Here is a 22,873-nt window from a genome sequence, read left to right as displayed (position 1 = left end):
CATTGACAAAATATGCTAAATCTGGCATAATGATTAAAATGCCAGCAAGTGCAATTTGTTCTCTCAAAACGCTACTAAAGTCGTTGGGAAGAGGGGCAAGGTTAAAACCTTATAAAAAAAATTGATATATGAAACATCACCAATTTAGTCAAAATGACCCAACCATCAACAAAACCTGTTCAATGGCTCGGCAGTTCTCAAGATGATCTCAGAGAATTCCCAGAAGAAGTTAGGGATGTTATAGGCTATGCACTATATCTAGCTCAGATGGGAAGTAAGCACGAATCTGCTAAACCGCTTAAAGGATTTGGGAGTGCGGGAGTTCTGGAAATCATTGATGATTATGATGGAAATACTTATCGCGCTGTCTATACAGTCAAATTTTCAGATATTATCTATGTATTACACGTCTTCCAAAAGAAGTCAAAGAAAGGAATTTCTACTCCTCAACAGGATATGCAACTGATTCAAAAAAGATTAAAACGAGCAGAGGAGGATTATAAATTAAGAAGAAATCAGTTGTAATATAGCGGTTCTTCTAGTGGTGAGGTACGCTGAATTCCTTGATGATTAGGCTTTTTAACTTCAAGATGTACATCACCCGACAGGGAACCGCTATAATCTAAAATGAAAAGGGATGATTCGATTAGAAAAAAATTACTTTACAATATTTATTGTAAGCCAAACTTAAACAAATTAAACCAGGAAAACATCATGAATAAAAATACTAATTACCAATTAAATGTTTGTCATTTATTTACAAATTTGGATTTTGAAAACTCAGATAAAATTTTTTCGATAGCCCAACAGGTAAGCCAGATTATTAAAATTATTAGTCAACGGCAATTTAACTCAGTTAAAATGGCAACAGTGTTAGATATTAACCACCATTATACAAAGTATTGGATGAGTAGGATGGGCTATGCCCATGTCACTGCAATAAAAAGGAAAAGCCATGAATAACGATATCAAAATTCAAGCTAGTAGTGGTAATATTTTTCAAGACCTCGGTTTTCCTAACGCCGATGAAATGCTAATGAAAGCTGAACTGGTGCGCCAGATTAGTGAAATTATTGATCAACGGGAATTAACCCAGGTTGAAGCTGCTAAACTGTTAGGAATTGATCAGCCAAAAGTATCAGCATTAATCAGAGGAAAACTATCAGGTTTTTCGATAGAAAGGTTATTACGATTTTTGAATCTGTTAGGATGTGATATTGAAATTGTAGTCAAGAAAAAACAAAAATTACCGAACCAAACAGGGATAAATGTTGTTAGCATCTAAAATAATGTAAAATTTGATTATTTTGATAATCCCCAAATTGAGGGAAAACTTTATTTATATAGTGAAAGAAATCCCTGTGAGAGTTGCCAGGGCGTGATTACACAGTTTAAACAAAAGTTTCCCAATCTTGAAATCACCTTGTTTTGGGATTTTCCTTATCCACCCTGATCTTAACAGGAGAAATCATTTATGACAGGATTAGTTTCTGTTTATCCAGAATTTAAACTGAGTTATTCTGCACAAATTCCCGAACAATTGCGTGATTTAATTTATAGTGTTTGGCAATATCGCTATCAAGAACTGTATGAAGATCCTGCTAATTCACCTATTTCTCTTGAGCAAAGTTGTGAAAATATTCTTGATCATTTGATCAGTTATAATTCTAATTCATCCTATCTATATTTGATGTGGATGGGTTTAATTTTAGGATCATCGGTGCAACCGACTCTAACAGCTTATTTGCCAAATGATCCTAGATCTGAACTAATTTTAAATTTAGCTTTATCTCATTTTATAAGAACAAAAAATCAAATTAAATATTATAAAAATTTTAATTTCAAAGAAAACATTGAATTTTACCCCAATATTAATCAATTTCATAAACAGCTATTTTCTCAACTATCAGAAGGAACACAAGCACTGGATGAAGCGTTAGATGTATTTCAAAATTTGCTAAAATTAATTGATCCTTATCAAGCAAAAACAGCTATTTTAGAAATATTAGACGATTGTTTGGAAGGCTATGCAATTTTTCCGGGTTCACAACACAGACGAGATTTATTTAACTGGTGGCTTTTAGATGTAGTTCCGGCGATATGGTGTTTTAAATGTCCTAAAAAAATCTACACAATTAAGGGATTAAAACGGTTTAGCTCGGAGCAATTTTTTGAAATCTAATTATTAGCATCTCAAATAAACAAACACGAACCGCATTTAATCGAGGCGGTTTAGTCAGTTATAAAAAAGCAAAAATTATCGAGTTAAACAGGGATTAATATTGTTAGCCTCTAAAATAATCTAAAAATCTTGACTTCAATATTTTGATTCTGTCTCGTAACAGTTATAATCATTGGTTGAACATGAATAACCCAGATTCAGAATTTTTCATCAATTGTACCTATGTCCAGAACCATTATATTGCGCCTTCGCCACTTCCATCAACTGATCTTAGCATTGGCAATTGCTCTATTGGTAATCAGCTTGAATGCGAGTATCCCCCCAACCCTAGCAGAACAGCCATTACCCAGTGATATTAACCCGGTAACTTCCGTGATTCGGGTGGGAAATATGATTTCTGAACCCGTACATATTGATGGAGAGGAACTGTTTCGAGTTGCATCCAATATTCTCCTTGACACTGATAAAAAAGATAACAATATTTCCATTAAACAACGAGCAAAATTAATTGAAAATGAGTTAGATGCAATTTTAGATAATCAACTGTATGGGGGATTATTTGCTAAAGGTTTTGAACCCAATACATTGACCCTAACGGTAAAAAAAGAAAAAGAAAATATCGTCATTTTTGCGTCCGATCAGGATGAACTTCGAGAACGAGCAATTATGACCGTTACGCCTATTGATGCGGAATTCAATGGTTATTCCCCTGATATCTGGGCTAAAAAATTAACTATTCTGATCAAGAAAGCTTTAATGAAAGGCTATGAACAACGCCAACCTGCCTATTTATATCAAGGGAGTTTATGGGTATTGGGTATAATTTTAGTCTCCAGTATATTGAGTTTTGGAGTTCATATACTTCAAAAACGGTTATATCAACAAAAACTGATTCTCATTCAGCAAAAACCGGAATTTAATATAGCAGAAAATAGCCACAATAGTGACCCTAATGATCTCAATAATCAGGCGCAAATTCATGAAGCTACTGAACAACAGCAACGTTGGGATAAAAAACTCAGTAACAATCAATATCGACGTCTTGTTTTAAAACTGGTTCAACTTTTAATTTGGGTGTGGGTTCTCTGGAAAATTACCAAATTTTTTCCTCAGACTCGATTCTTATCTGTTTGGTTGAGTCACGATCCATTTGTTCTATTAATCATTTTCCTGTTTGTGCTGTTGGCAATTCGCATCAGTACCTTAGCAATTGACGCTTTCTTACAATCGCTTCAAGATCACTATAACCTTAACCAAATTGCTCTTAATCGACAAGAATTACGCTTTGTAACTTATGGTATTGTTTTAAAAGGAGTTAGCAAAGTTATCTGGATTATTCTAGGTTTGATTGTCGCTTTAGATAGTCTAGAAATTCCTGTTGCGCCAGTTGTAGCGGGTGTTGGGATTATTGGTATAGCTCTCTCCTTTGGTTCTCAAAATTTGATTCGAGATGTCTTGAATGGAATTTTTATTCTGTTAGAAGATCACTATTCTGTAGGAGATTATATTGCGGTTGGTGATACATCAGGCTATGTAGAATATATGAACTTACGCATTACTCAAGTTCGAGGAAAAGAAGGACGGTTAACAACACTTACAAATGGGAGTATTAATATTGTTCATAATCAAACGAAAGAATGGGCAAGAATTGATTTTAAAACAACTATTACTTATGATTCAAATATTGATTTGGCATTGGATGTGATGCAAAAAGTAATTGAGGAAATGTTCCAGGAAACCGACTGGAAAAAGTCGATTTTAACCCCCGTTATGTCCAGTGGTGTTAGTGATATTCTCGATACGGGAGTTGAATTAGAAATCCGAATTAAAACCAGTCCTGGTACACAGTGGAAAATCGCTCGCGAATATCGTCGCCGATTAAAACTTGCTTTTGATCAACAAGAAATTAAATTTGGTAGATTTGAACAAACTGTATTTCTCCCGGAAGTTTCTCAATTGCTGAGTCGGCAAATTATTAATCAGTAAACTCAGAATATTTCTTAGTAAAATTGAGTTTAAACACTGTTATTGCTAGAAAATAGAAGTCGTAAAGTTCTCTCTATATCAATCTAACTGATGACTGATAAATAAGGTGTAGTTTTTAACAGCTTTGGGTTCGGAGGGAACACCTTTTTTGATTAAAATTACTCCATCTCTAAAATCAATAATCCCGTATTCTTTATTAGAGGTTAATTGTTCAATCCGTTGAGTGATTTCTTTTAAGGCATCGCGATCGCCTGAAAATGCAATACCATATTTTTTTAATTGCCATAAATCCGCTAGAATATAGTCAACAGAAATTACCTCTCCCGCATCATTTCTTAACTGATATAATGGAAACCTTAATATTTCTCGGCGACTGGATAAATGCGGTACAATATAAGTCGTGGTGGCAACACTGGCATCGGCAGGAATTGCATCTATTAACGGTCTAAATTGGGCAACGTGCGACCATTGAGTGGTGACGGGAATATAAACCCAAGGATCAACCGAATCAGGAATAATAAAATAAAGGCTACGATGGGGATTGGATGTGAAACTAAAGAATAATGATAACCCAATACAAAATAACCAAAATCGACGGAATTTAACCGAGGGTAAAGCCACCTTTGCTCCCGAAATTTCTCCTGATTCGGGGTTTAATTGCAGGTCAGACTGTTCTTGTAACTGTTTTTGACGATTTGACCACCATAAAATTGTGCCATAAAACAACCCTGGAACCACCGTTAAGGCATAACGAATTGTAATTGATAAAACCGATTCTCCCTTCGCCATAAATAGTTTTAATAAAGGAAAACCCGCTATCATCCAAGACGCTGGAGCGATCGCTGGAATAAAAGCCAAGGGCAACCATTGGCCTAATAAATATTTTAATGTTCCCCCAAAAGGAGTAAAAATTTCCATAATTAATCTGCCGGGATTACTAATAATTCCCCAAATAATTTCTAAGGTTGAGGCTTTATCTCCATCGGCATATTGACCAAACCTTTCCATCATAAACCGTTCGGAAATATCAGCCGAAAATAAGGGCATAATCAAATTAGTTAGGGCTAAAATATAACCAAAACTAAGAATACAAACCATCACACCTTGAATTGGATGACGTTTACTCAAAATTAGGTAAACCCCAACCCCAAATAAAATAACCCCCGAATCCTCCCGCACCATTAAAATTAAAACCGCACAGATCCAAAATAGCCACCACCAGCGTTTTTCCATCGCTAGTAGCGCAGTAAACATAAATAATGGAATTTGACAGATATCATGGAAATTGCTTAAAGTGGGGCCAATAACCGCATTAGCCGCATAAAAACTGACACTGATTAAAGCGGCTAAGGGGGGTTCCAAATGCTGACGAGCTAGGAGATAAAGCACCAGTCCCGCGAGGGTAATTAATGTTACCTGTAATACCGAGAGGGTAACGGGGGAAGGAAACAGGGCGTAAAGAGGTAACCAAAGTAATAAGGCCGGGGTGAAATGCTGTCCTAAACGGTGGTAACTAACGCTGGGAAACTCCCCCTGATGGACAACATTGGTGGATAGGGCGGAAGACAGGGAACTTTGAAATAACCGCCCGTGTGCGCCATTCCAAAACACTTGATTAAAAATGCCCTGGTCATAGGAGGCATAAAAACTAAAGTAACGGTGTAGAGTTAGGCTTAAACAAATGATCAAAAATGCGATCGCAACTCCTACGACCAATCTCAACGACGAATTTTTTTGCCAGTTTTGCCCGCTTAGGAACATTTGGGATCTACCTAAATTTTTTCAACAGCTATCACCCCATACACTCAACAGAGGTGAGGGAGGCCAAATCATAATCACGCAATAGTCTACCATTCTCTCTCGGCTTTCCAGTTTCCCTGATTCAAAAAAATCAAATCTAAAGAAGATGTTAAATTAAACTATAAATAAATGCAGTTGCCCATGTACTATCCTTCTTCCTTCAGAGACAGTGAAAATAGTTTACCGCACCTGCTCAAAACCCATGAAATGCAGGCATTTCCCGAAAAACAGTCCCCGTCCCCAGAAGTCCCCTTGCAACTTCTTTTATTTGTTGATCAGCGTCCTAGCTCCCAAGAGCGGATTCGGCGAATTCGTGATTTCCTAGAGGAGTTAAAGACTCAGAATGAATTTGAACTTCAGATTATTGATGTCGGTGAACAGCCCTATTTGGCTGAACATTTTAAGCTGATGGCCACACCCACCCTAATCAAAATCCACCCCGAACCTCGACAGGTTCTCGCCGGAAGTGATTTAGTGGCTCAACTGGAACACTGGTGGCCCCGTTGGAAACAAACGACGGAGTTATTGGAGTTAAATGAACAAAATTCAGGTGCCCCCGCTACTCATGCAGCTAATTCGGTGGCCCATGTTGCTGAATTAATTCAACTCAGTGATCAGATATTTCACCTCCAACAAGAAAAGGAACTTTTACAACAACAATTACAGTTTAAAGATCGAATTATAGAAATTTTAGCCCATGATTTGCGGAGTCCTTTAACAGCGACTTCCCTAGCCATGGAAACGTTATCTTCAGATCAAATTACTCCCGCTTTGAAAGTGCGTTTGATTCAACAAGCTCGCGCTCAAATTCATATTATTGATCGGATGATTACGGATATTTTAGAAACATCAAATAGTCCTAATATTCGTTTACAAATTCAACCAAATCAGTTAGAATTAACGGTATTTCTACATCAAATTTTAGCGCAGTTAGACTCACAATTTCAGTCTAAATCGTTGAATCTGAAAACAGATATTCCCCATGATACCCCTTGGGTTTATGCCGATCCAGAACGGATTAGGCAAGTGATTGTTAATTTATTAGATAATGCAATTAAATATACTCCCCGAGGTGGAACCCTAGAAGTGATTGTGTTACACCGCACCAGTCAAAAAGTACAGGTGAGTATTGCCGATAGTGGGCCAGGAATTCCCCAAGAAAACCGCGATCGCATTTTTCAAGAAGGTTTTCGCCTCGCCCGGGATCAAGCTCAAGATGGTTATGGTATTGGTTTATCGTTGTGTAAAAAAATTATTGTCGCCCACTACGGAAATATCTGGGTCGATTCTAATTCAACCCGAGGCAGTTGTTTTCACTTTACCTTACCGGTTTATAATTAGATATCTCCAAAGCGGTATTGCTCTATTTTTTCATTTTTAACTTTCGGATTGAGAGATAGCCAGTAATTTCTCCCAATTTACCCCCATTATTACCTTTCTTATTGTTGAATAAGGTGGCATTTTAGCTGGAGCAATATTGAAAGTTTTATTCAAACTTTGATGGTTAGTCTTTACAAAATATCCGATTTCTCGATATCCTTGATATCAAGATATTTGCGCTAGTATCACTACGAATAATACCCACCATATCGGATATATTTCCCCTTGAGATTTTTGGAAATCCTTGACTTTTTTCAGATATTATATTAGACTGTTCATCATTGTTTTTTTATGAAAGAATGCGCTCGCCCCCGATTTTATCATCAAGCGGTCGCTCTTTCTTTACTATTTCACTCCCGATTTTGAAACAGCCCTGGAGGTTAGGGGGGTGGGGTTATGAAATCAACATAATTGTTAGTAGTTTAGGAAGAATTATGGAAACATTAAAAGGACGGGATTTTTTAAGTTTGGCGGATGTGAGTATTGATGAACTCTATTTCTTATTAGATTTGGCGACAAAATTAAAATCAGGAATGGTCAAATTGCGTCGCAATAAAGTATTAGGATTAATATTTTCTAAAGCTTCAACCCGAACTCGGGTTAGTTTTACCGTTGCCATGTATCAATTGGGGGGTCAAGTGATTGATTTAAACCCGAATGTTACCCAAGTAAGTCGCGGAGAACCATTAATAGATACGGCTAGGGTATTAGATCGATATTTGGATATTACCGCAATTCGTACTTTTGAACAAAAGGATTTAGAAACCTTTGCTAATTATGCGGAAATTCCAGTAATTAATGCTTTAACAGATCGAGAACATCCCTGTCAAGTTTTAGCGGATTTAATGACAGTTCAAGAATGTTTTGGAACCTTAGAAGGTTTAACTTTAAGTTATTTTGGCGATGGGGCTAATAATATGGCTCATTCCTTATTATTAGGCTGTGCCATGGTGGGAATGAACGTTAGAATTGCTACCCCGGCTAACTATTTACCCGATGCAGATATTGTTGAACAAGCCAAAGATATTGCTAAGGGAAAAACCGAGGTAATTGTTACCGAAGATCCTATTAAAGCGGCAAAAGATGCAAATGTTGTTTATACAGATGTTTGGGCAAGTATGGGACAGGAAGAAGAAGCCAGAGCTAGAATTCCTCTGTTTCAACCCTATCAAGTTAATAGTAAATTAATCGAAAAAACCGCCGATAATTCAATTGTTTTGCATTGTTTACCCGCCCACCGAGATGAGGAAATTACCGATGAAGTCATCGAGGGATCTCGTTCAAAAGTTTGGGATGAAGCGGAAAACAGAATGCACGTTCAAAAAGCATTATTAGCCGTATTATTAGGAGATGATTAACCTTTAAATTCTGAAAAAATAAGCGATCGCATTTTCTTAAAGCCCTCCTTATCAAAGGGTTTGGAGGGATCTCCACTTATATTACCCAAAGAAGATCCCCCCTAGCCCCATTAAAAAAGGGGGACAAGATGTTAGTAGGAATTATAAGTTAAGTTGAGGGGGGAATAAGATGTTGATGGTAATTTGTGTTAAAGAGAGCGATCGCTTACCTGTTTCTTAATCCTTAATTGCCTGCCTTAATCTCACCAAACGCCTTTGTCTACTATCATTTTCCAACTGCATCGTAATGTCTTCTAATTCCAGGGTCGCTGCTTCCATTGCTAAACGACTGCGGCGCAAATTAGCCAATAATCTCTTGGCTGTTTCAGGGTCAGGAATACGCGGTTGGCTATTCATGGCAAATTCCACTCCGTTTTCACTTCTTGAATACTCCGTTCCATTGCCGGAATTTCCATCTGGATGCGTTCAATACATTGGTTTACTAAGTTTAGCATATCAGCCGAAATCGTGGGTTGAGACTCAGCTATGCGTAACTGAAAATTAGACAACCGAGAAAACCAAGGTGCAGCACGTTCAGCCACACTTTTCAATTCATCCAGAAATGGCATCGTATCACTCGTTTCTCCAAACAATTCAAACAGAGTCAATTCTCCTACTGTTGCTGCATCAATAATCTCTAGTAACTGGCGTTTTAAATTCCAGATAATTTCCGCAAGTTCGTTCGGAAATTTTGCCATATTTACACATTCCTCATAACTCCTTAATTATTGTAAGTCTAATTGTAACTTACTGATTGTTTTATTTACCGTTGAGAAAAGTAAATATGTATTTCTTTTTCTCAAATCAGAGCGATCATACTCCACTCTTATCCCCCCCATTTTTAATGGGGTTTGGGGGGATCTCCACTTAGATTATCCGAAGAAGATCCCCCCTAGCCTCCCTTAAAAATGGGGGACAAGATGTTAGTAGGAATTATAAGTTAAGTTGAGGAGGGATAAGATGTTGATGGTAATTTGTGTTAAAGAGAGCGATCGCTTTTTGGGGATAGGAATGGCGATCACAATTAGGGGTAATTATTAGGATTTTCAACTCTCAAACCTTGCCTAGCTGCTGCTGCATTCAACTCGTTATCAGCAGATACGAAGCTGATGTAGCTCGAAAATTTCCAGCACTTCAAGCTGATTAAAGATTTGTTTGAGAATTACCTCTGACATAGTTATTTTGCTTTCTGCTAAGGCTTCTCTATCTATTATATCAATGTTTCCGTGCCATAGCTCGGCAGCGGAGGGCGATCGCTTTTTGGGAATAGGAGAGGCGATCGCATTTTCTTAAAGCCCCCCTTCTCAATGGGGATTTGGGGGGATCAACCCCTAGCCCCCCTTTCGGTGAGCATTTTTGTTCACTCTTTACCCATGATGCGGACAAAAGGACTTGAACCTTCACATCTTTACGATACTAGAACCTAAATCTAGCGCGTCTACCAATTCCGCCATGTCCGCGTTTATTGTTCAACTTTTTATCGTAGCACAGATCCGCAGAATTGAACACTAATAATTTGATTTCATCCGATCAGCTACTGCTTCAATAGCTTGCAGAAGTTGGGTATTATTCCAACCCAGCGCCAGATCAGCAGCGATCGCAGCCCCTCCAGCCCCCACCCCTTCCTTAACATAACCCTGTTCATAGGCCCGCAGTTGCGGATAAACCGAGGTAGAAAAATTAAGTTGCGTGGCTAATAGGGGGACATTTCCCACCATTTCCGCTAAACCAACCGTGTCCCCCGTGGGATCTTCAGCCACCCAACGGGTCGTTCCCACCACCACCCCATCAGCACGCCAAGGAATATGATATTGAGTCGCGATCGCTTCTACCAAACCATAAACCGCTAACATCTGAGTTCCACCCGCTAACAGCACCCCGACGCTACGACTAGCCGCCAAAGTCATCCCCGCCACCACAATTTGCATCGGATCACCCACCGCAGCCACCAACTCGAACGGATCAATCCCGATTCCCGATAACGGCCAAAACCCGGCTTGCTGTAATCCCGTGGTGGCGATCGCTAATTTTTGGCCATGATTACACCGGGGATGACTACTATTCACCTTATCTATGGCAGAAATTCCCAAACCCAGCAACACCGCTAAGGCCGTAGTCGTTCCCCCCACCACGCATTCCGATAAAATTAGATAACTATTTTGGGCATCCTTGGCCATCCGTTCACCCCAGATTAACCCCTGCTCAAACAGATGCTTGACAGTCCCTAAAGTCATGGCCGCACCGGATGTTATACATCGGGCTGCACCCCCCCCCAAATCAATCGTAGGAACCGAAGGAGCAACGGATAATCCGGCATTAAACAGATATAAAGGACATTTTAAGGATTCCACCACAGCCCGGGAAATTAACACCGGAGAAGCCCCCGCATCCAGTGGCGGTAAGGGATACTGGGGAAGGGGTTGGGGCCCATTATGAAGAAACTCAGCATCCGCAACGGCCGTATATTGTCGGGAGTCGCTGGTAGCTCCAGCGGCGGAAATCCCTGGAATTAAGGCCGTTGCTGTAAATCCCAACACACAAGCAAACACAGGTTTAGTCCCGTGATAGCGATGTAACCACCGATTCCCCTCAGCAAACTGGGTATAAACCTTAACAGCCATTTAACCTTCGTAATCTAATAAAACTTGTACCCATTTGGGCGGGCGAGGAATGGGACTATTGAGACGATCTAATAATAATAAAGAGACTAGATGAACCACAAATAAATAGACAATACTATTAATTAAAATCATCAGAACAGCAAGCACCTGCACAAAAACTAAACTGGGTTGAGCCAAAATCCCCAACTTAATAAAAATCCAGTCCGCCACCGCAGTCATTTGGATCGTGGCGTAGGCCCACAAATTCCGCCCTAGCAGGATGGAAAGTAACCAATATTTAAAGAAAAAACCAATAGCAACAATCAAAGAACCCGTCCCAATGGACATCCACCAAGGAGATTTGCGTTTCCACATTCCCCCTAAAACTACTCCTAACCAACCATAAGGAATTAAAAACACAATACTGCGAGTTGGCCCCATTAACACCGATAACAATAAAAATGAAGCTACCGCCCCCATAACCGCAGCCCGTTTTCCCCATCGTAAATATAATAAAGCCATCGGTAAGGCGAAAAACAGCCGCAGCACCGGCCCCATGGGAAAATAATAATTAACAAACCATATCAAACTTCCGGCACTGGCTAAAAAAGCCGTTTCTACTAGAATCAGGGAGTTTCGATGGGCATGGGATAGTTTCGCCAGATGACCCGAAGCTTCAGAACGGGGGATATCTGCATTAACAGATACCCATTCCTGAGTTTCAGATTCACAGGGGTTAACAGAGGAACTTGATGGAGAAGAATCACTCATTTAATAGGGAATGGGCAATGGGCAATAGGCAATAGTGCCATTCAGACTAATATCCGTTCTAGGGCATGGACATCGGGAATACTCAAAATATCCCGTTCCCGATGAATTAATCCTTTTTTCTCTAACTTACTCAGAACCCGAGTTACGGTTTCCCGAGCCAGACCACTCAAACCACTTAACTCCCGATGGGGAAGATTAGGAATTTGTGTTCCGCCTTGATCTGAAGTTGTACCTTGGCCCTCTGCCAGAAATAGGAGAATATCGGCAACCCGGGATGTACTATCAGATTCGCGCAATCTCAGACGTCGATTCACCTGGCGTAAACGCCGTCCCATCAATTGAGCTAGTCGCATTCCCGCCTTGGGTTCGGTGGTAATCAACTCCACAAAATCCTGAGCAGGCATATTCCCAATTAAGGTTGGCGCTAATGTAATAACATCGGTGGAGCGGGGGACTTCATCGAGTGCTGCCATTTCTCCAAATAGTTCACCCTTACCCAAAATATTCAGCGTTACTTCTTTACCATCCAAATTATAGGTACGAATTTTAACCCAACCGTCCAGAATAAAATAAACGGAACTTCCCCAGTCATTTTCTAATAAAATCACTTGGTTGGCTGGATGGTTTCGACCCACAATATGAGAGGTTGCTTTATCCGCCGCATCCGGTGGCAAGCCTTGAAAGAAAGGCGTTGAGCAGATCATCTTGTGAATATCAGAGTGATTGTCACGGGAGAAATACCGATCTTCCATGAGGCTGTGATAAAATTATGAGTTAGTAATTACTAGGCAATTTCATATTTTAGAGCTATCAGGACATAAAAAAGTTAAAATGGTTTAGTTTCTAACCCTATTGCCTTCGGTGGGTGATTAGCCAATAAATTCAAAGTCAGCCGTTTGAGTCCTTCGTGCCAAGCCTAACATATTATGTAGATCACAACTGCTTTAATCAAGGGAATCCTTGAGATTAAGCAATTATAGAGTGCCATTAACATAACGATTATTGAGGGGGTTCAGCCTTGAATGTTCAGAAAGGTCAGATTCAAGCACTCATCACCGAAATTGACGAGGTTCTTAGTCAGCCCAGCTTACGTTTGCCCTGGGTCGTTTTTGGCGAAACTGTCACACGCTCCCGTCAAGTCCTAGAGCGTGTCCGTAGGTATTTGGTCTTTCTTCAGGAACATACAGACGAGCAGGCTCTCGGTGTTACCTTGGAAGCCCATCAACCTTCTATATCCCCCGGAACGCGCGAACCTCTGTGGCAGGCAATCCGACGGGAAATGATTTATTTGCGGAGTAATTTGACTCAACCCCTTCAGGATGAGATCGATCGTTTGCGTACCGAACAACGCAATTTAATTCAAGAAATTCAACAATTAGAAGCCCGAAAAGCCCAAGCTATAGGACAAGTCCCTCCTCAACCCTATCAACAACAACTCAGTCGTGAATTTTTGCAAGAGTTCATGACCAGATTACAAGACAGTCTGATTCATAATGTGACCCAAACCCTGAACCATATTGAAACCCGATTTTTAGATTCGGTATTATTAACTGAATCCAACTCGCTGCCCGCCCTGGTTTCTGAAGCTGTGGACAGACCCCAAACAGCCCTCGACCCCCTGACTCCAGCCCAACGCCTGGAACAGATGCGACAGTTACAAGCGCAATCTGATCATTTACTGATGACCCTCGATTCCAGTCTGAGTGTGATTTTTGAGGCCTTGCAACGAAACCTCCAAACCTATTCTGATTCCCTTTCCCAAAGCTTAGAAAGGATGCACAGTCTGGGTAAACAGGGGGAGGTCATGTTTACCACCTTAGTCAACCAATTAGCCCAGCAGGTCGGTCAAGAAACGTCTTCCTATTTACAATCTTCATTACAATTAACTCAATCGGAAACCGCCTCGAACACGGATAATTTACCTTCTCCTGAGTCTGTGGTTTCTCCTCCCCAGGATTTTTCCTCCGCTTTTGAGGGACTCTTTCCCTATGCGGGGGCAGAAGTTCCTAGACAATCGACTCCTTCTGTTACTTCTAATGATGAGGATAACGAAGAACAGCTAAAAATTACCGATGAAGATGAATTCGAGGTTGCGTTTGAGACCATTGAGGAATTACCTACTCCCCCTATCGAGGATGGGTTAGATAGAACGCCAGAAAGCTCTCTTTCCCTCGATTGGGATGAGTCGATTGTAGAACAGTCTACCCCTGATGCTGATTCGGAATTAGAAAGTTTGTTTAATCTGGCGACGGAGCCAGAATCCTCGGCTGTGACTGCGGCGCCTCAAACACAAAATACTGATTTATTTGAGGATGATTTTGATGTCATTCAGGTACTAGATGAAGATGATGTTTCTGAAGAGATAGAAACTTTATTACTAGATGAGGAAACCGATATTCCAAGTCCTTCAACGGTCGAGAATGAATCAGAAATCCATTTAGACACCGAAGATTTATTTGGGGATGGGTCAACACCGAAAATCACAGCCATAGAATCGGAAAATATTGACACCGAATCCTTCGAGGAAACGGCTGATTTCTTGAGCTTAAATAGTTTAGATATATTCAGTCAACCGGATCAAAATGTTCCGATAGAATCTGATTTATCCTTAACCGCAGATGCTATCGATCCTGTATTCTTAGAGTCTGAGAACTTATTTACACCAGGATCTGAAGCAGAATTGGTGTCCCCTATAACCGATGAAATTGTGGATTCGTCTTTTACTTCTGCACCGAATCCCTTTGAGGAAACCTTAGCAGATTTAAGTGATGTTTTTGAGGAACTCACCTTTGAGGAGGTTTCCCCCCCAAATTCTGATGTGATCTCGGCAAGAACCCAACAAGAACTCACCGGAATTACGAGTCCGATGGCATCTCCCTCTCCTATGGAAAGCCCAACAGTTAGTTGGGAGAAAGATGCTTATGTTCAAGCGTCCCCGAATGAAAATTTACTTCCCCTAAATTTGGAGGACGATAGTGAACAAGTCGATTCTCGTTTATTAATTGATCGCAATACTTTGGAACATTTAGAGGCAGATCTATTTAATTTAGAACAACCTGAAACCATTCCAATCTCCAAGAAAAATCCCGTAAAATCAACTTATTCCCAGCCTCAAGTTTCTACCCAAAAATCATCAGCAAAAACGAATTCAAAAGTATCTCAACCTGAAGAACTAATTACTTTTGAAGATTTATTTAGAGATATTGGGATGGAACCTCGTTCGGATCAATCAGTTCCCTCTGTTTCCCTTGAATCCTTAAATAAACCAGCATCAGAAAAGCAAAATATTGCATCAACTCAAGGATTATCAGATTTAACTTTAGATGATGTTTTCAACAGTTTGAACTTGGCGGAGGAAAAAAACTTAAATTGGGACACCGAACAGGAGGAAGATTCTCTCAGTCTTGAAGCCTTGAGTCAGGAGTTTTTTAAAAACTGATAACTGATAACTGATAACTGATAACTGATTATGACTCAATGGTATTTAGGAATTGACTTAGGAACAACGGGAATATCCGCCGCCTTATTGCAGAGCGAAACCCAAAAAGTTTATCCTATTTATTGGCAAGCGGAACAGACAGAACTCTCTGGAATCGAGGATCTTCCCTTTACCTTTCGGCTAACGGCATCAATTTACTATTTAGATCCACAGGAAAAAACCACTCAAGGCCTAATACAACGGTTTAAATCCTTATTAAACCTGGGAATTCCTTATCATTCAGTTAATTCTCCTGAATTAGCAGGGCTTCCCATGATTCATTGGTCAGAACAACAGTCCCTGCCCTTGGGGGGATTTCGAGAGGCCTGGACAGCTTTATTATCTACCTTACATCCCCATCGAATGTTGTCTGGTCGCAGAATTTCCCCATCAAAGCAGCCTAATCGGGAAACTCCCCCAATCATGGCTTTACCTAATGTCTATACTGTGGGTGCTGTGGGACTCGATACGATCGAATTTCAGCAAGCATTAAATTGTTTAGATGGGGTGGTTTTAGGCTGTTCCACGGCTTCTACAGAAGCCTATCGTTTTAATCTTAGGGAAGCTGTATTAGCAGCAGGAATCATTAAACGTCCTGAACAAATTTTTATTATTGAGGATGCGATCGCAACTTTATTATATCAATTCCATCTCCATCCCCCCGATCCCGATAGCACAATTTTAATTATTAATATTGGTGCGACAACAACTGAAATAGCCCTAGCTAAACTTCCCCAGGATTTAACCGAGTTTAAAGCTTCCCAAGTTGTTTGTCATCATTTAGCCTATGCTGGAGATGCCTTAAATCAGGATATTATTACTCAACTTTTGATTCAGCCAGAGGGTTCACCCTTCCCCATATTTAATATTCCAGATGTGGAATTTCCTGAACCTGGACATCCTGATTTAGCCAAACGTTATCGTTTACAACAAATTTTACAGAGTGATTCTACGGGATTAAAGTTATTAGAAATTGCAGAAACTTTAAAATTTGAACTACAACAAAGCGATGTCCTTACCGACGCGAAGCACCGCTATACCCTAACATTAAATAATTATTCTTGGGAAGTTTCCCAACGAGATTTAGAACAAAAGATTTTTATTCCCTTTATTCAACAGTTAAATCGAGAACTAAACCATCTTTTCAGTGAGCAGGGGATTTCTCCAATTAGAATTAGTCAAGCCATTTGCACAGGGGGAAATGGAACCTGGCCAACTTTTAGCCGTTGGTTACGCCAAAAATTACCAAATGCTTTGATTACCCAAGATAGTCCCCATGATCAAAATCATCGAGACAACAATTATTCCCATTGTAGTCGCTTGGCTTGGGGTTTAGCCGTATTACCCCTTTATTTTCAAGTCTTGGATATGTCTCGACATCAATACAGTGATTATTTTCTTTTAGCGGAACTATTGCGAGTGTTCAAAGAACAACCTTTATCTTTATCAGAAGTACATCAACTCTTAGAAAATCGCGGGGTCAATACCCGTTCTGTTTCAGATAGAATTATAGCAATTTTAAAGGGAAAATTACCTTCTGGTTTAATTCCCTCACCTTCTGATGCGATTTGGTTCACTTTAGAATCTCAAAAAAATCCTGATTATCAAGGTTTACTCGAAGGCGCATTATTTTATCAAGATGTCGATAATAATTATTTTATAAGTTTAGACCGCGCCGACCTGACCAGAAAATATTTAGCACAATTAAGTCTACATTCCCTACAAAATTGGGAAGAACCATTAATCAGTTATCAGTCATAAGTGAAAAATATAAAATCTTGATTTTGCGGGTTAAAAAGTACCGAGGGGGATTGACAAAACCCGCGGCTGATGCGACAATATTGTAAGGGCGAGTGTGGGCATACTCTTGACTATTTAGTCAACATTGGAAATATCGGCAAAACTTCTTTGTGTCTTTGTGGTTAAATTAGTCTTGACCCCAGCAAAGATCCCAGATAACTGATTTATGAACTTACCGAATTGGATTACGATTTCCCGTTTGTTCGGAGTTCCATTTATACTTTATTATTTATATGATCCAACTGTTACTAATCGTTGGATTTGTTTAGGAATTTTTTTAATAGTAGCCAGCACCGATTGGTTAGATGGATATTTAGCTAGAAAACTCAATCAAGTTACAGATTTAGGAAAATTTCTTGATCCCTTAGTCGATAAATTATTAGTTTTCGCGCCCTTACTTGCCTTAATTGAGTTAGGACAAATTCCCGCTTGGGGAGTATTCTTAATCCTAGCACGGGAACTAACCATTGCCGGATGGAGAGTCAATCAAACTCAAATTTCTGGAGCCAATATTTGGGGTAAACTAAAAACAGTTAGTCAAATTTTAGCGATCGCATTTTTAATAGCACCTTTACCTGAACCTTGGCAAACTACCAGCTTAATCCTATTCTGGATTGCAGTAGGATTAACCCTAATTTCAGGTTTAATTTATCTAATTCCTCAACCTTCCGTAAAATCAAGTCTTGAAAATATCAAAACCTAAAACAACCAAAATCTCAATCTTCCCCATCACCTATCACGGATTTCAGAGGATTACGCAGATTAACACAGATTAAAATCCGTGAAATCCGTGAAATCCTCTTAAATCCGTGATCCCTATTCCCCAATAAATATGGGGCGACAAAAGCCACCCCATATCATATCAAACTAGGAATTAGTAGTCGAAATCGCCGCCCATACCAGCGCCAGCACCTGCCGCAGCACCATCTTTAGGTTCAGGTTTGTCAGCAACAATACACTCAGTTGTTAACACCATTCCAGCAATAGAAGCCGCGTTTTGCAGAGCAGAACGGGTAACTTTGGCAGGGTCAACAATACCCGCTTCAAACATATCCACAAATTCGTTAGAAGCAGCGTTGTAACCAACATTAAAGTCTTTTTCTTTGACTCGTTCGGCCACCACAGCACCGTTAACGCCTGCGTTTTCAGCAATTCGTTTCAGAGGCGCAGCCAAAGCACGGGAAACAATTAAGGCCCCTGTTAAGGCTTCGTGGGTTAGGTTAGCATTAGCCCATTCTTCCAGTTGAGGAGCTAAGTGAGCTAAAGTTGTACCGCCACCAGGAACGATACCTTCTTCAACGGCCGCTTTCGTGGCGTTGATGGCATCTTCCAGACGCAGCTTGCGATCTTTCATTTCGGTTTCGGTAGCCGCACCAACTTTGATCACAGCCACGCCACCAGCTAATTTAGCCAAGCGTTCTTGGAGTTTTTCACGGTCGTAGGAAGATTCGGTTTCTTCCATTTGACGGCGAATTTGCTCACAACGAGTTTTAACGGGGGCTTCATTGCCTTCAGCAACGATGGTGGTGTTATCTTTGGTCAGAGTGATCCGACGGGCTTTACCCAGCATATCCAGCTTGGTGTTTTCCAGTTTCAGACCAGCATCTTCGGTGATCAGTTGGCCACCTGTTAACACGGCGATATCTTCTAACATCGCTTTCCGGCGATCGCCAAAACCAGGCGCTTTCACCGCAGCCACATTCAGCACACCGCGCAGACGGTTAACCACCAGGGTTGCTAAGGCTTCTTTTTCAATATCTTCAGCGATAATCACCAAAGGACGGCCAGAACGGGCAACTTGCTCCAGAACAGGCACTAAGTCCTGAACTAAGGTGATTTTTTTATCGGTAATTAACAGATAGGGTTCTTCCAGAACTGCTTCCATCCGTTCGGTATCGGTGGCGAAGTAGGGGGAAATATAGCCTTTATCAAAGCGCATCCCTTCGGTAATTTCTAATTCGGTGGTCATGGATTTTCCTTCTTCCAAGGAAATCACGCCTTCTTTACCGACTTTATCCATCGCCGAAGCAATCATTTTACCGACTTCTTCGTCGTTTCCGGCAGAGATAGAACCGACCTGAGCGATCGCTTTGGAATCTTCCACTTGGCGAGCGTGTTCGGCGATTTTTTCTACTAAAAAGATAGTCGCTTTATCAATACCGCGTTTGAGTTCAATGGGGTTAGCACCCGCAGCAACGTTCCGCAGACCTTCTTTGACCATGGCGTGGGCTAGAACCGTTGCAGTGGTGGTTCCGTCGCCAGCAGCATCGTTGGTTTTGGAAGCGGCTTGACGAATCAAGGCAACTCCAGTATTTTCGATGTTATCTTCTAGTTCAATTTCTTTAGCAATGGTGACGCCATCATTCACAATTTGGGGCGCACCGAATTTTTTTTCTAATACGACGTTGCGACCTTTGGGGCCAAGGGTAACGGCAACGGCTTCCGCCAGGATATCCATACCACGCTCTAGGGCGCGACGAGCATTTTCGTTGTAAATAATACGTTTAGCCATGTTTTGTCTTCAGGTTTTAGGTTGATAATTAGAAATGAATTTCTCAAGGAGGGGGTTTTAACCGGCTAGATCAGATAACAAATTTGTGGTTTACGATCTAAGGTTAAAAACGCCGATTAGTTGACAATCGCTAAGATGTCTTTTTCTGCTAACAGAACATATTCTTCGGTACCAAGTTTGATGTCAGTGCCAGCGTATTTGGAGTAGAGAACTTTGTCACCGATGCTGACTTCTAATTCAGAGCGGGAACCATCTTCATTACGTTTGCCAGGGCCAACGGCCACCACTTCGCCGACTTGGGGTTTTTCTTTGGCGTTATCAGGCAGAAAAATTCCACCTGCTGTTTTTTCTTCGGACGCACTTACTTTAACGAAAACGCGCTCACCGAGGGGTTTAACGGTTGATACGCTTAGAGATACAGCAGCCATTTATTAGCCTCCACTTTATGTAAATATTCGGTGATCAGAGTTTTATGATTTCCTTTGAGGAATTCAAATTAGCACTCTCGACTCCTGAGTGCTAATTTACCGAAAAAAGCCTCCCCATTGCAACAGTCTAATTTGTACGGGTTCCCGAACAAGGGGGCGGGGGGAGTAGGGGAGTAGGGGGAGTCAACAACAGTTGGCTGAACTGTTTGGCGTTGATATTAGCTTGATAGTTAAGAGGAATTTTATTCTCGGATAACAGTCATTAATGTAGAGACGTGCAACGGCGCGTCTCTAATACTGATCTTTCCTGATGCAGTCCAACCTTGCTCAATCCCCTCATCAACATATCAACAGCTAACACCTGTACGCTTCAAAAACTGTTATGATATGGATTCCTGTTTTATTTCTATCGGCTAAAGGTCAAAGTCAGGATTTAGTTTCTAACCAACTGGATAAATCACCTACACTAGAAAAGTCGAAAATATCTTCAGCCAAAGCCGATAACTGCTCTGATGATAGCTGTGATAAACTATCTTCTATCTCTTGATTTAGTTCACCTAATTGCCGTTTTAATTGGCGTTTAATCAGATTTATTTTACCCCTTTGTTCACCAATTTGTTCACCAATTTCAATACCTTCAGCCCGTCCTTGAGTCAACCCTTGAGTCAACCCTTGAGTCAACCCTTCAGCCTTACCCAACTCAATAGCACCTATTCTTTCCCGTTCAAACTGTTCCCGCTTCTCCAAATCATCTACTTCCTCTAAACTTAAGTTTACCCGATCAGCGATCGCAAAAGCCTTCTCAATTTCCGGTACAATTAACATAGATTCTGGCACTACTTCTAAATCCGGTGCTTTGCGTAAAAAATAAAGCCATTTATCCGTAATAGTTGTTAATTCTTCCAGAGTTTTATTAAATTTGGGTAACTCCACAAATACTAATTTTAACGGACTATGTTGATAATTTACTTGTAACTCATCTTCCTTGAGCGTAAATTGTGAAATGACTTTATTGTGTTCATTAAACATGATAAAATCCGTCACAGCTACACCAATTGCTGCTCTTAATTCTGGATAAACTTCCCTTAATTTTAGTTGATTAACATACATTTTTGCCGTATTATAAAGAATCCTTTTGCCAAAAGCTGGTACATTAAACGCCTGCATTTCAATTAACACATTTTCGCCGTTATTCAGTTGAGCCTTAACATCAAAATAAGTAGTTTTTAAACCAGAAATTCTCCCTGGTGCGTAGGGATCAATAATTTCTAAAGAAGTGATAAAAGTCTCACCTTGATAGACAATAGCATTCAGAAAACTAATTAAAATATCTTGACTTTGATCCGAACCAAAGATTTTTTTAAAGGCGTAGTCTGTTTTGGGATTAATGAATTTCATAGTGTTAGTGGAAAATAATATAGGTAGGGACTTAGGTAATACCTCAGTCATGTTCAACTAGGGCAATTAGTTTCTAGCCAACTGGATAAATCACCTACACTAGAAAAGTCAAAAATAGCCTCAGCCAAAGCTGATAATTGCTCTGAAGTTAGTTGTGATAAACTATCTTCTATTGATTGATTTAGTTCACCTAATTGCCGTTGTAATAGGCGTTTAATCAGATTTATTTTACCCCTTTGCTCACCAATTTGTTCACCCCTTTGTTCACCTCTTTGTTCACCAATTTGTTCACCAATTTGTATCCCTTCAGCCAACCCTTGAGCTTTACCAAACTCAATAGCACCTATTCTTTCCCGTTCAAACTGTTCCCGCTTCTCCAAATCATCTACTTCCTCTAAACTTAAGTTTACCCGATCAGCGATCGCAAAAGCCTTCTCAATTTCCGGTACAATTAACATAGATTCTGGCACTACTTCTAAATCCGGTGCTTTGCGTAAAAAATAAAGCCATTTATCCGTAATAGTTGTTAATTCTTCCAGAGTTTTATTAAATTTGGGTAACTCCACAAATACTAATTTTAACGGACTATGTTGATAATTCAGTAATAACTCATCTTCCTTGAGCGTAAATTGTGAAATTACTTTATTATGTTCATTAAACATAATAAAATCCGTCACCGCCACACCAATTGCTGCTCTTAATTCTGGATAAACTTCCCCTAATTTCAGTTGATTAACATACATTTTTGCTGTGTTATAAAGAATCCTCTTGCCAAAAGCTGGTACATTAAATGCCTGCATTTCAATTAACACATTTTCGCCGTTATTCAGTTGAGCTTTAACATCAAAATAAGTGGTTTTTAAACCAGAAATTCTCCCCGGTGCGTAGGGATCGATAATTTCTAAAGCAGTGATAAAAGTCTCACCTTGATAGACAATTGCATTCAGGAAACTAATTAAAATATCTTGACTTTGATCGGAGCCAAAGATTTTTTTAAAGGCGTAGTCTGTTTTGGGGTTAATAAATTTCATAATATCACGGGAGAATAATATATTACAAATCAACGCAGATGGTTATTTATATTGACTTTTTTTGACTATAACACAAACACATAAAATCAATAATATCATAAACCCCCCCT

Annotated in this window: 20 protein-coding genes, 1 tRNA gene and 1 pseudogene; 11 read left to right on the top strand and 11 right to left on the bottom strand. The window is 40.0% G+C overall.

What is annotated here, in order from left to right; translation table 11 throughout:
* The first annotated feature begins 153 nt into the window (after positions 1 to 153).
* From AC559H_RS06730 to AC559H_RS06705, 6 genes and pseudogenes are all read left to right on the top strand, one after another.
* Positions 154 to 525, top strand: a complete 372-nt coding sequence (locus AC559H_RS06730) for a type II toxin-antitoxin system RelE/ParE family toxin (RefSeq protein WP_026794097.1) — start codon at positions 154 to 156, stop codon at positions 523 to 525.
* A gap of 189 nt (positions 526 to 714) precedes the next feature.
* Positions 715 to 963: a hypothetical protein gene (locus AC559H_RS06725; protein ID WP_026794096.1), complete on the top strand. Its 249-nt coding sequence runs from the start codon at positions 715 to 717 to the stop codon at positions 961 to 963.
* Positions 956 to 1,285 carry a helix-turn-helix domain-containing protein gene (locus tag AC559H_RS06720; protein WP_026794095.1) on the top strand — a complete coding sequence of 110 codons (330 nt, stop codon included), beginning with the start codon at positions 956 to 958 and terminating at the stop codon, positions 1,283 to 1,285. The genes AC559H_RS06725 and AC559H_RS06720 overlap by 8 nt, the downstream gene beginning before the upstream one ends.
* Before the next feature lie 15 nt (positions 1,286 to 1,300).
* Positions 1,301 to 1,453: pseudogene (locus tag AC559H_RS06715) on the top strand (deaminase domain-containing protein); the annotation flags it as partial.
* 21 nt (positions 1,454 to 1,474) lie between these two features.
* Complete coding sequence (locus tag AC559H_RS06710; protein WP_036833428.1) at positions 1,475 to 2,182, top strand: hypothetical protein; 708 nt, start codon at positions 1,475 to 1,477, stop codon at positions 2,180 to 2,182.
* Between the two features lie 222 nt (positions 2,183 to 2,404).
* Positions 2,405 to 4,168 (top strand): mechanosensitive ion channel family protein, encoded by a 1,764-nt coding sequence (locus AC559H_RS06705; RefSeq protein WP_026794094.1) that lies wholly within the window; start codon positions 2,405 to 2,407, stop codon positions 4,166 to 4,168.
* 78 nt (positions 4,169 to 4,246) lie between these two features.
* Here the strand turns inward: AC559H_RS06705 and AC559H_RS06700 are convergent, their stop codons facing one another.
* Positions 4,247 to 5,929: a DUF2079 domain-containing protein gene (locus AC559H_RS06700; RefSeq protein ID WP_026794093.1), complete on the bottom strand. Its 1,683-nt coding sequence runs from the start codon at positions 5,927 to 5,929 to the stop codon at positions 4,247 to 4,249.
* A gap of 246 nt (positions 5,930 to 6,175) precedes the next feature.
* Here AC559H_RS06700 and AC559H_RS06695 point away from each other — a divergent pair, with 246 nt between their 5' ends.
* The gene (locus tag AC559H_RS06695) at positions 6,176 to 7,309 is read left to right on the top strand and encodes a histidine kinase (RefSeq protein WP_026794092.1); all 1,134 of its coding nucleotides are present in this window, start codon (positions 6,176 to 6,178) and stop codon (positions 7,307 to 7,309) included.
* 473 nt (positions 7,310 to 7,782) lie between these two features.
* Positions 7,783 to 8,706, top strand: coding sequence for an ornithine carbamoyltransferase (argF, locus tag AC559H_RS06690; RefSeq protein ID WP_026786565.1), 924 nt, complete (start codon positions 7,783 to 7,785; stop codon positions 8,704 to 8,706).
* Positions 8,707 to 8,922: 216 nt separating this feature from the next.
* Here argF and AC559H_RS06685 read toward each other — a convergent pair whose 3' ends face one another.
* The 6 genes from AC559H_RS06685 to AC559H_RS06660 form a co-directional block, all read right to left on the bottom strand.
* Positions 8,923 to 9,102, bottom strand: coding sequence for a hypothetical protein (locus AC559H_RS06685; RefSeq protein ID WP_026786566.1), 180 nt, complete (start codon positions 9,100 to 9,102; stop codon positions 8,923 to 8,925).
* Positions 9,099 to 9,443, bottom strand: a complete 345-nt coding sequence (locus AC559H_RS06680; protein WP_026794091.1) for a hypothetical protein — start codon at positions 9,441 to 9,443, stop codon at positions 9,099 to 9,101. Before AC559H_RS06680 ends, AC559H_RS06685 begins: the two co-directional genes overlap by 4 nt.
* 679 nt (positions 9,444 to 10,122) lie before the next feature.
* Positions 10,123 to 10,205: transfer RNA gene (locus AC559H_RS06675), tRNA-Leu, on the bottom strand.
* Positions 10,206 to 10,253: 48 nt separating this feature from the next.
* Positions 10,254 to 11,366: a nicotinate mononucleotide-dependent phosphoribosyltransferase CobT gene (gene cobT, locus AC559H_RS06670; protein WP_026794090.1), complete on the bottom strand. Its 1,113-nt coding sequence runs from the start codon at positions 11,364 to 11,366 to the stop codon at positions 10,254 to 10,256.
* Positions 11,367 to 12,116, bottom strand: a complete 750-nt coding sequence (locus tag AC559H_RS06665; RefSeq protein WP_071782632.1) for a DUF2232 domain-containing protein — start codon at positions 12,114 to 12,116, stop codon at positions 11,367 to 11,369.
* Between the two features lie 41 nt (positions 12,117 to 12,157).
* Positions 12,158 to 12,868 (bottom strand): Crp/Fnr family transcriptional regulator, encoded by a 711-nt coding sequence (locus AC559H_RS06660; RefSeq protein ID WP_026786569.1) that lies wholly within the window; start codon positions 12,866 to 12,868, stop codon positions 12,158 to 12,160.
* A gap of 266 nt (positions 12,869 to 13,134) precedes the next feature.
* Here AC559H_RS06660 and AC559H_RS06655 point away from each other — a divergent pair, with 266 nt between their 5' ends.
* The 3 genes from AC559H_RS06655 to pgsA all read left to right on the top strand — a co-directional run bounded on the left by AC559H_RS06655 (position 13,135) and on the right by pgsA (position 18,097).
* A complete protein-coding gene (locus tag AC559H_RS06655; RefSeq protein WP_026794089.1) occupies positions 13,135 to 15,555 on the top strand; it encodes a hypothetical protein in 2,421 nt (806 codons plus the stop codon).
* Positions 15,556 to 15,585: 30 nt separating this feature from the next.
* Positions 15,586 to 17,355, top strand: coding sequence for an acetate and sugar kinases/Hsc70/actin family protein (locus AC559H_RS06650; RefSeq protein ID WP_051319759.1), 1,770 nt, complete (start codon positions 15,586 to 15,588; stop codon positions 17,353 to 17,355).
* A 205-nt stretch (positions 17,356 to 17,560) separates the two neighbouring features.
* Positions 17,561 to 18,097, top strand: coding sequence for a CDP-diacylglycerol--glycerol-3-phosphate 3-phosphatidyltransferase (gene pgsA, locus AC559H_RS06645; RefSeq protein WP_026794088.1), 537 nt, complete (start codon positions 17,561 to 17,563; stop codon positions 18,095 to 18,097).
* A gap of 171 nt (positions 18,098 to 18,268) precedes the next feature.
* Here the strand turns inward: pgsA and groL are convergent, their stop codons facing one another.
* From groL to AC559H_RS06625, 4 genes are all read right to left on the bottom strand, one after another.
* Complete coding sequence (groL, locus tag AC559H_RS06640; protein ID WP_026786572.1) at positions 18,269 to 19,906, bottom strand: chaperonin GroEL; 1,638 nt, start codon at positions 19,904 to 19,906, stop codon at positions 18,269 to 18,271.
* 116 nt (positions 19,907 to 20,022) lie between these two features.
* Positions 20,023 to 20,334, bottom strand: a complete 312-nt coding sequence (groES, locus tag AC559H_RS06635; RefSeq protein WP_026794087.1) for a co-chaperone GroES — start codon at positions 20,332 to 20,334, stop codon at positions 20,023 to 20,025.
* A 426-nt stretch (positions 20,335 to 20,760) separates the two neighbouring features.
* Positions 20,761 to 21,732, bottom strand: coding sequence for an Rpn family recombination-promoting nuclease/putative transposase (locus AC559H_RS06630; RefSeq protein ID WP_026794086.1), 972 nt, complete (start codon positions 21,730 to 21,732; stop codon positions 20,761 to 20,763).
* Positions 21,733 to 21,785: 53 nt separating this feature from the next.
* On the bottom strand, positions 21,786 to 22,763 hold the full coding sequence (locus AC559H_RS06625) for an Rpn family recombination-promoting nuclease/putative transposase (RefSeq protein WP_026794085.1): 978 nt from the start codon (positions 22,761 to 22,763) through the stop codon (positions 21,786 to 21,788).
* Between the last annotated feature and the right edge of the window lie 110 nt (positions 22,764 to 22,873).

The sequence above is a fragment of the Planktothrix prolifica NIVA-CYA 540 genome, assembly GCF_963864145.1.
Lineage (GTDB): Bacteria > Cyanobacteriota > Cyanobacteriia > Cyanobacteriales > Microcoleaceae > Planktothrix > Planktothrix agardhii.
The sequence above is the reverse complement of the archived record's forward strand: the minus strand, read 5'-3'. Positions and strand labels throughout refer to the sequence as shown.

Bases quoted from the DNA above. Each gene is read 5' to 3' on its own strand.
- AC559H_RS06700 (WP_026794093.1), bottom strand. From the start codon at position 5,929: ATGTTCCTAAGCGGGCAAAACTGGCAAAAAAATTCGTCGTTGAGATTG.
- groL (WP_026786572.1), bottom strand. From the start codon at position 19,906: ATGGCTAAACGTATTATTTACAACGAAAATGCTCGTCGCGCCCTAGAG.
- pgsA (WP_026794088.1), top strand. From the start codon at position 17,561: ATGAACTTACCGAATTGGATTACGATTTCCCGTTTGTTCGGAGTTCCA.
- AC559H_RS06680 (WP_026794091.1), bottom strand. From the start codon at position 9,443: ATGGCAAAATTTCCGAACGAACTTGCGGAAATTATCTGGAATTTAAAA.
- argF (WP_026786565.1), top strand. From the start codon at position 7,783: ATGGAAACATTAAAAGGACGGGATTTTTTAAGTTTGGCGGATGTGAGT.
- AC559H_RS06685 (WP_026786566.1), bottom strand. From the start codon at position 9,102: ATGAATAGCCAACCGCGTATTCCTGACCCTGAAACAGCCAAGAGATTA.
- AC559H_RS06650 (WP_051319759.1), top strand. From the start codon at position 15,586: ATGACTCAATGGTATTTAGGAATTGACTTAGGAACAACGGGAATATCC.
- AC559H_RS06665 (WP_071782632.1), bottom strand. From the start codon at position 12,116: ATGAGTGATTCTTCTCCATCAAGTTCCTCTGTTAACCCCTGTGAATCT.
- AC559H_RS06625 (WP_026794085.1), bottom strand. From the start codon at position 22,763: ATGAAATTTATTAACCCCAAAACAGACTACGCCTTTAAAAAAATCTTT.
- AC559H_RS06725 (WP_026794096.1), top strand. From the start codon at position 715: ATGAATAAAAATACTAATTACCAATTAAATGTTTGTCATTTATTTACA.
- AC559H_RS06630 (WP_026794086.1), bottom strand. From the start codon at position 21,732: ATGAAATTCATTAATCCCAAAACAGACTACGCCTTTAAAAAAATCTTT.
- AC559H_RS06695 (WP_026794092.1), top strand. From the start codon at position 6,176: ATGCAGGCATTTCCCGAAAAACAGTCCCCGTCCCCAGAAGTCCCCTTG.
- groES (WP_026794087.1), bottom strand. From the start codon at position 20,334: ATGGCTGCTGTATCTCTAAGCGTATCAACCGTTAAACCCCTCGGTGAG.
- cobT (WP_026794090.1), bottom strand. From the start codon at position 11,366: ATGGCTGTTAAGGTTTATACCCAGTTTGCTGAGGGGAATCGGTGGTTA.
- AC559H_RS06660 (WP_026786569.1), bottom strand. From the start codon at position 12,868: ATGGAAGATCGGTATTTCTCCCGTGACAATCACTCTGATATTCACAAG.
- AC559H_RS06705 (WP_026794094.1), top strand. From the start codon at position 2,405: ATGTCCAGAACCATTATATTGCGCCTTCGCCACTTCCATCAACTGATC.
- AC559H_RS06720 (WP_026794095.1), top strand. From the start codon at position 956: ATGAATAACGATATCAAAATTCAAGCTAGTAGTGGTAATATTTTTCAA.
- AC559H_RS06730 (WP_026794097.1), top strand. From the start codon at position 154: ATGACCCAACCATCAACAAAACCTGTTCAATGGCTCGGCAGTTCTCAA.
- AC559H_RS06710 (WP_036833428.1), top strand. From the start codon at position 1,475: ATGACAGGATTAGTTTCTGTTTATCCAGAATTTAAACTGAGTTATTCT.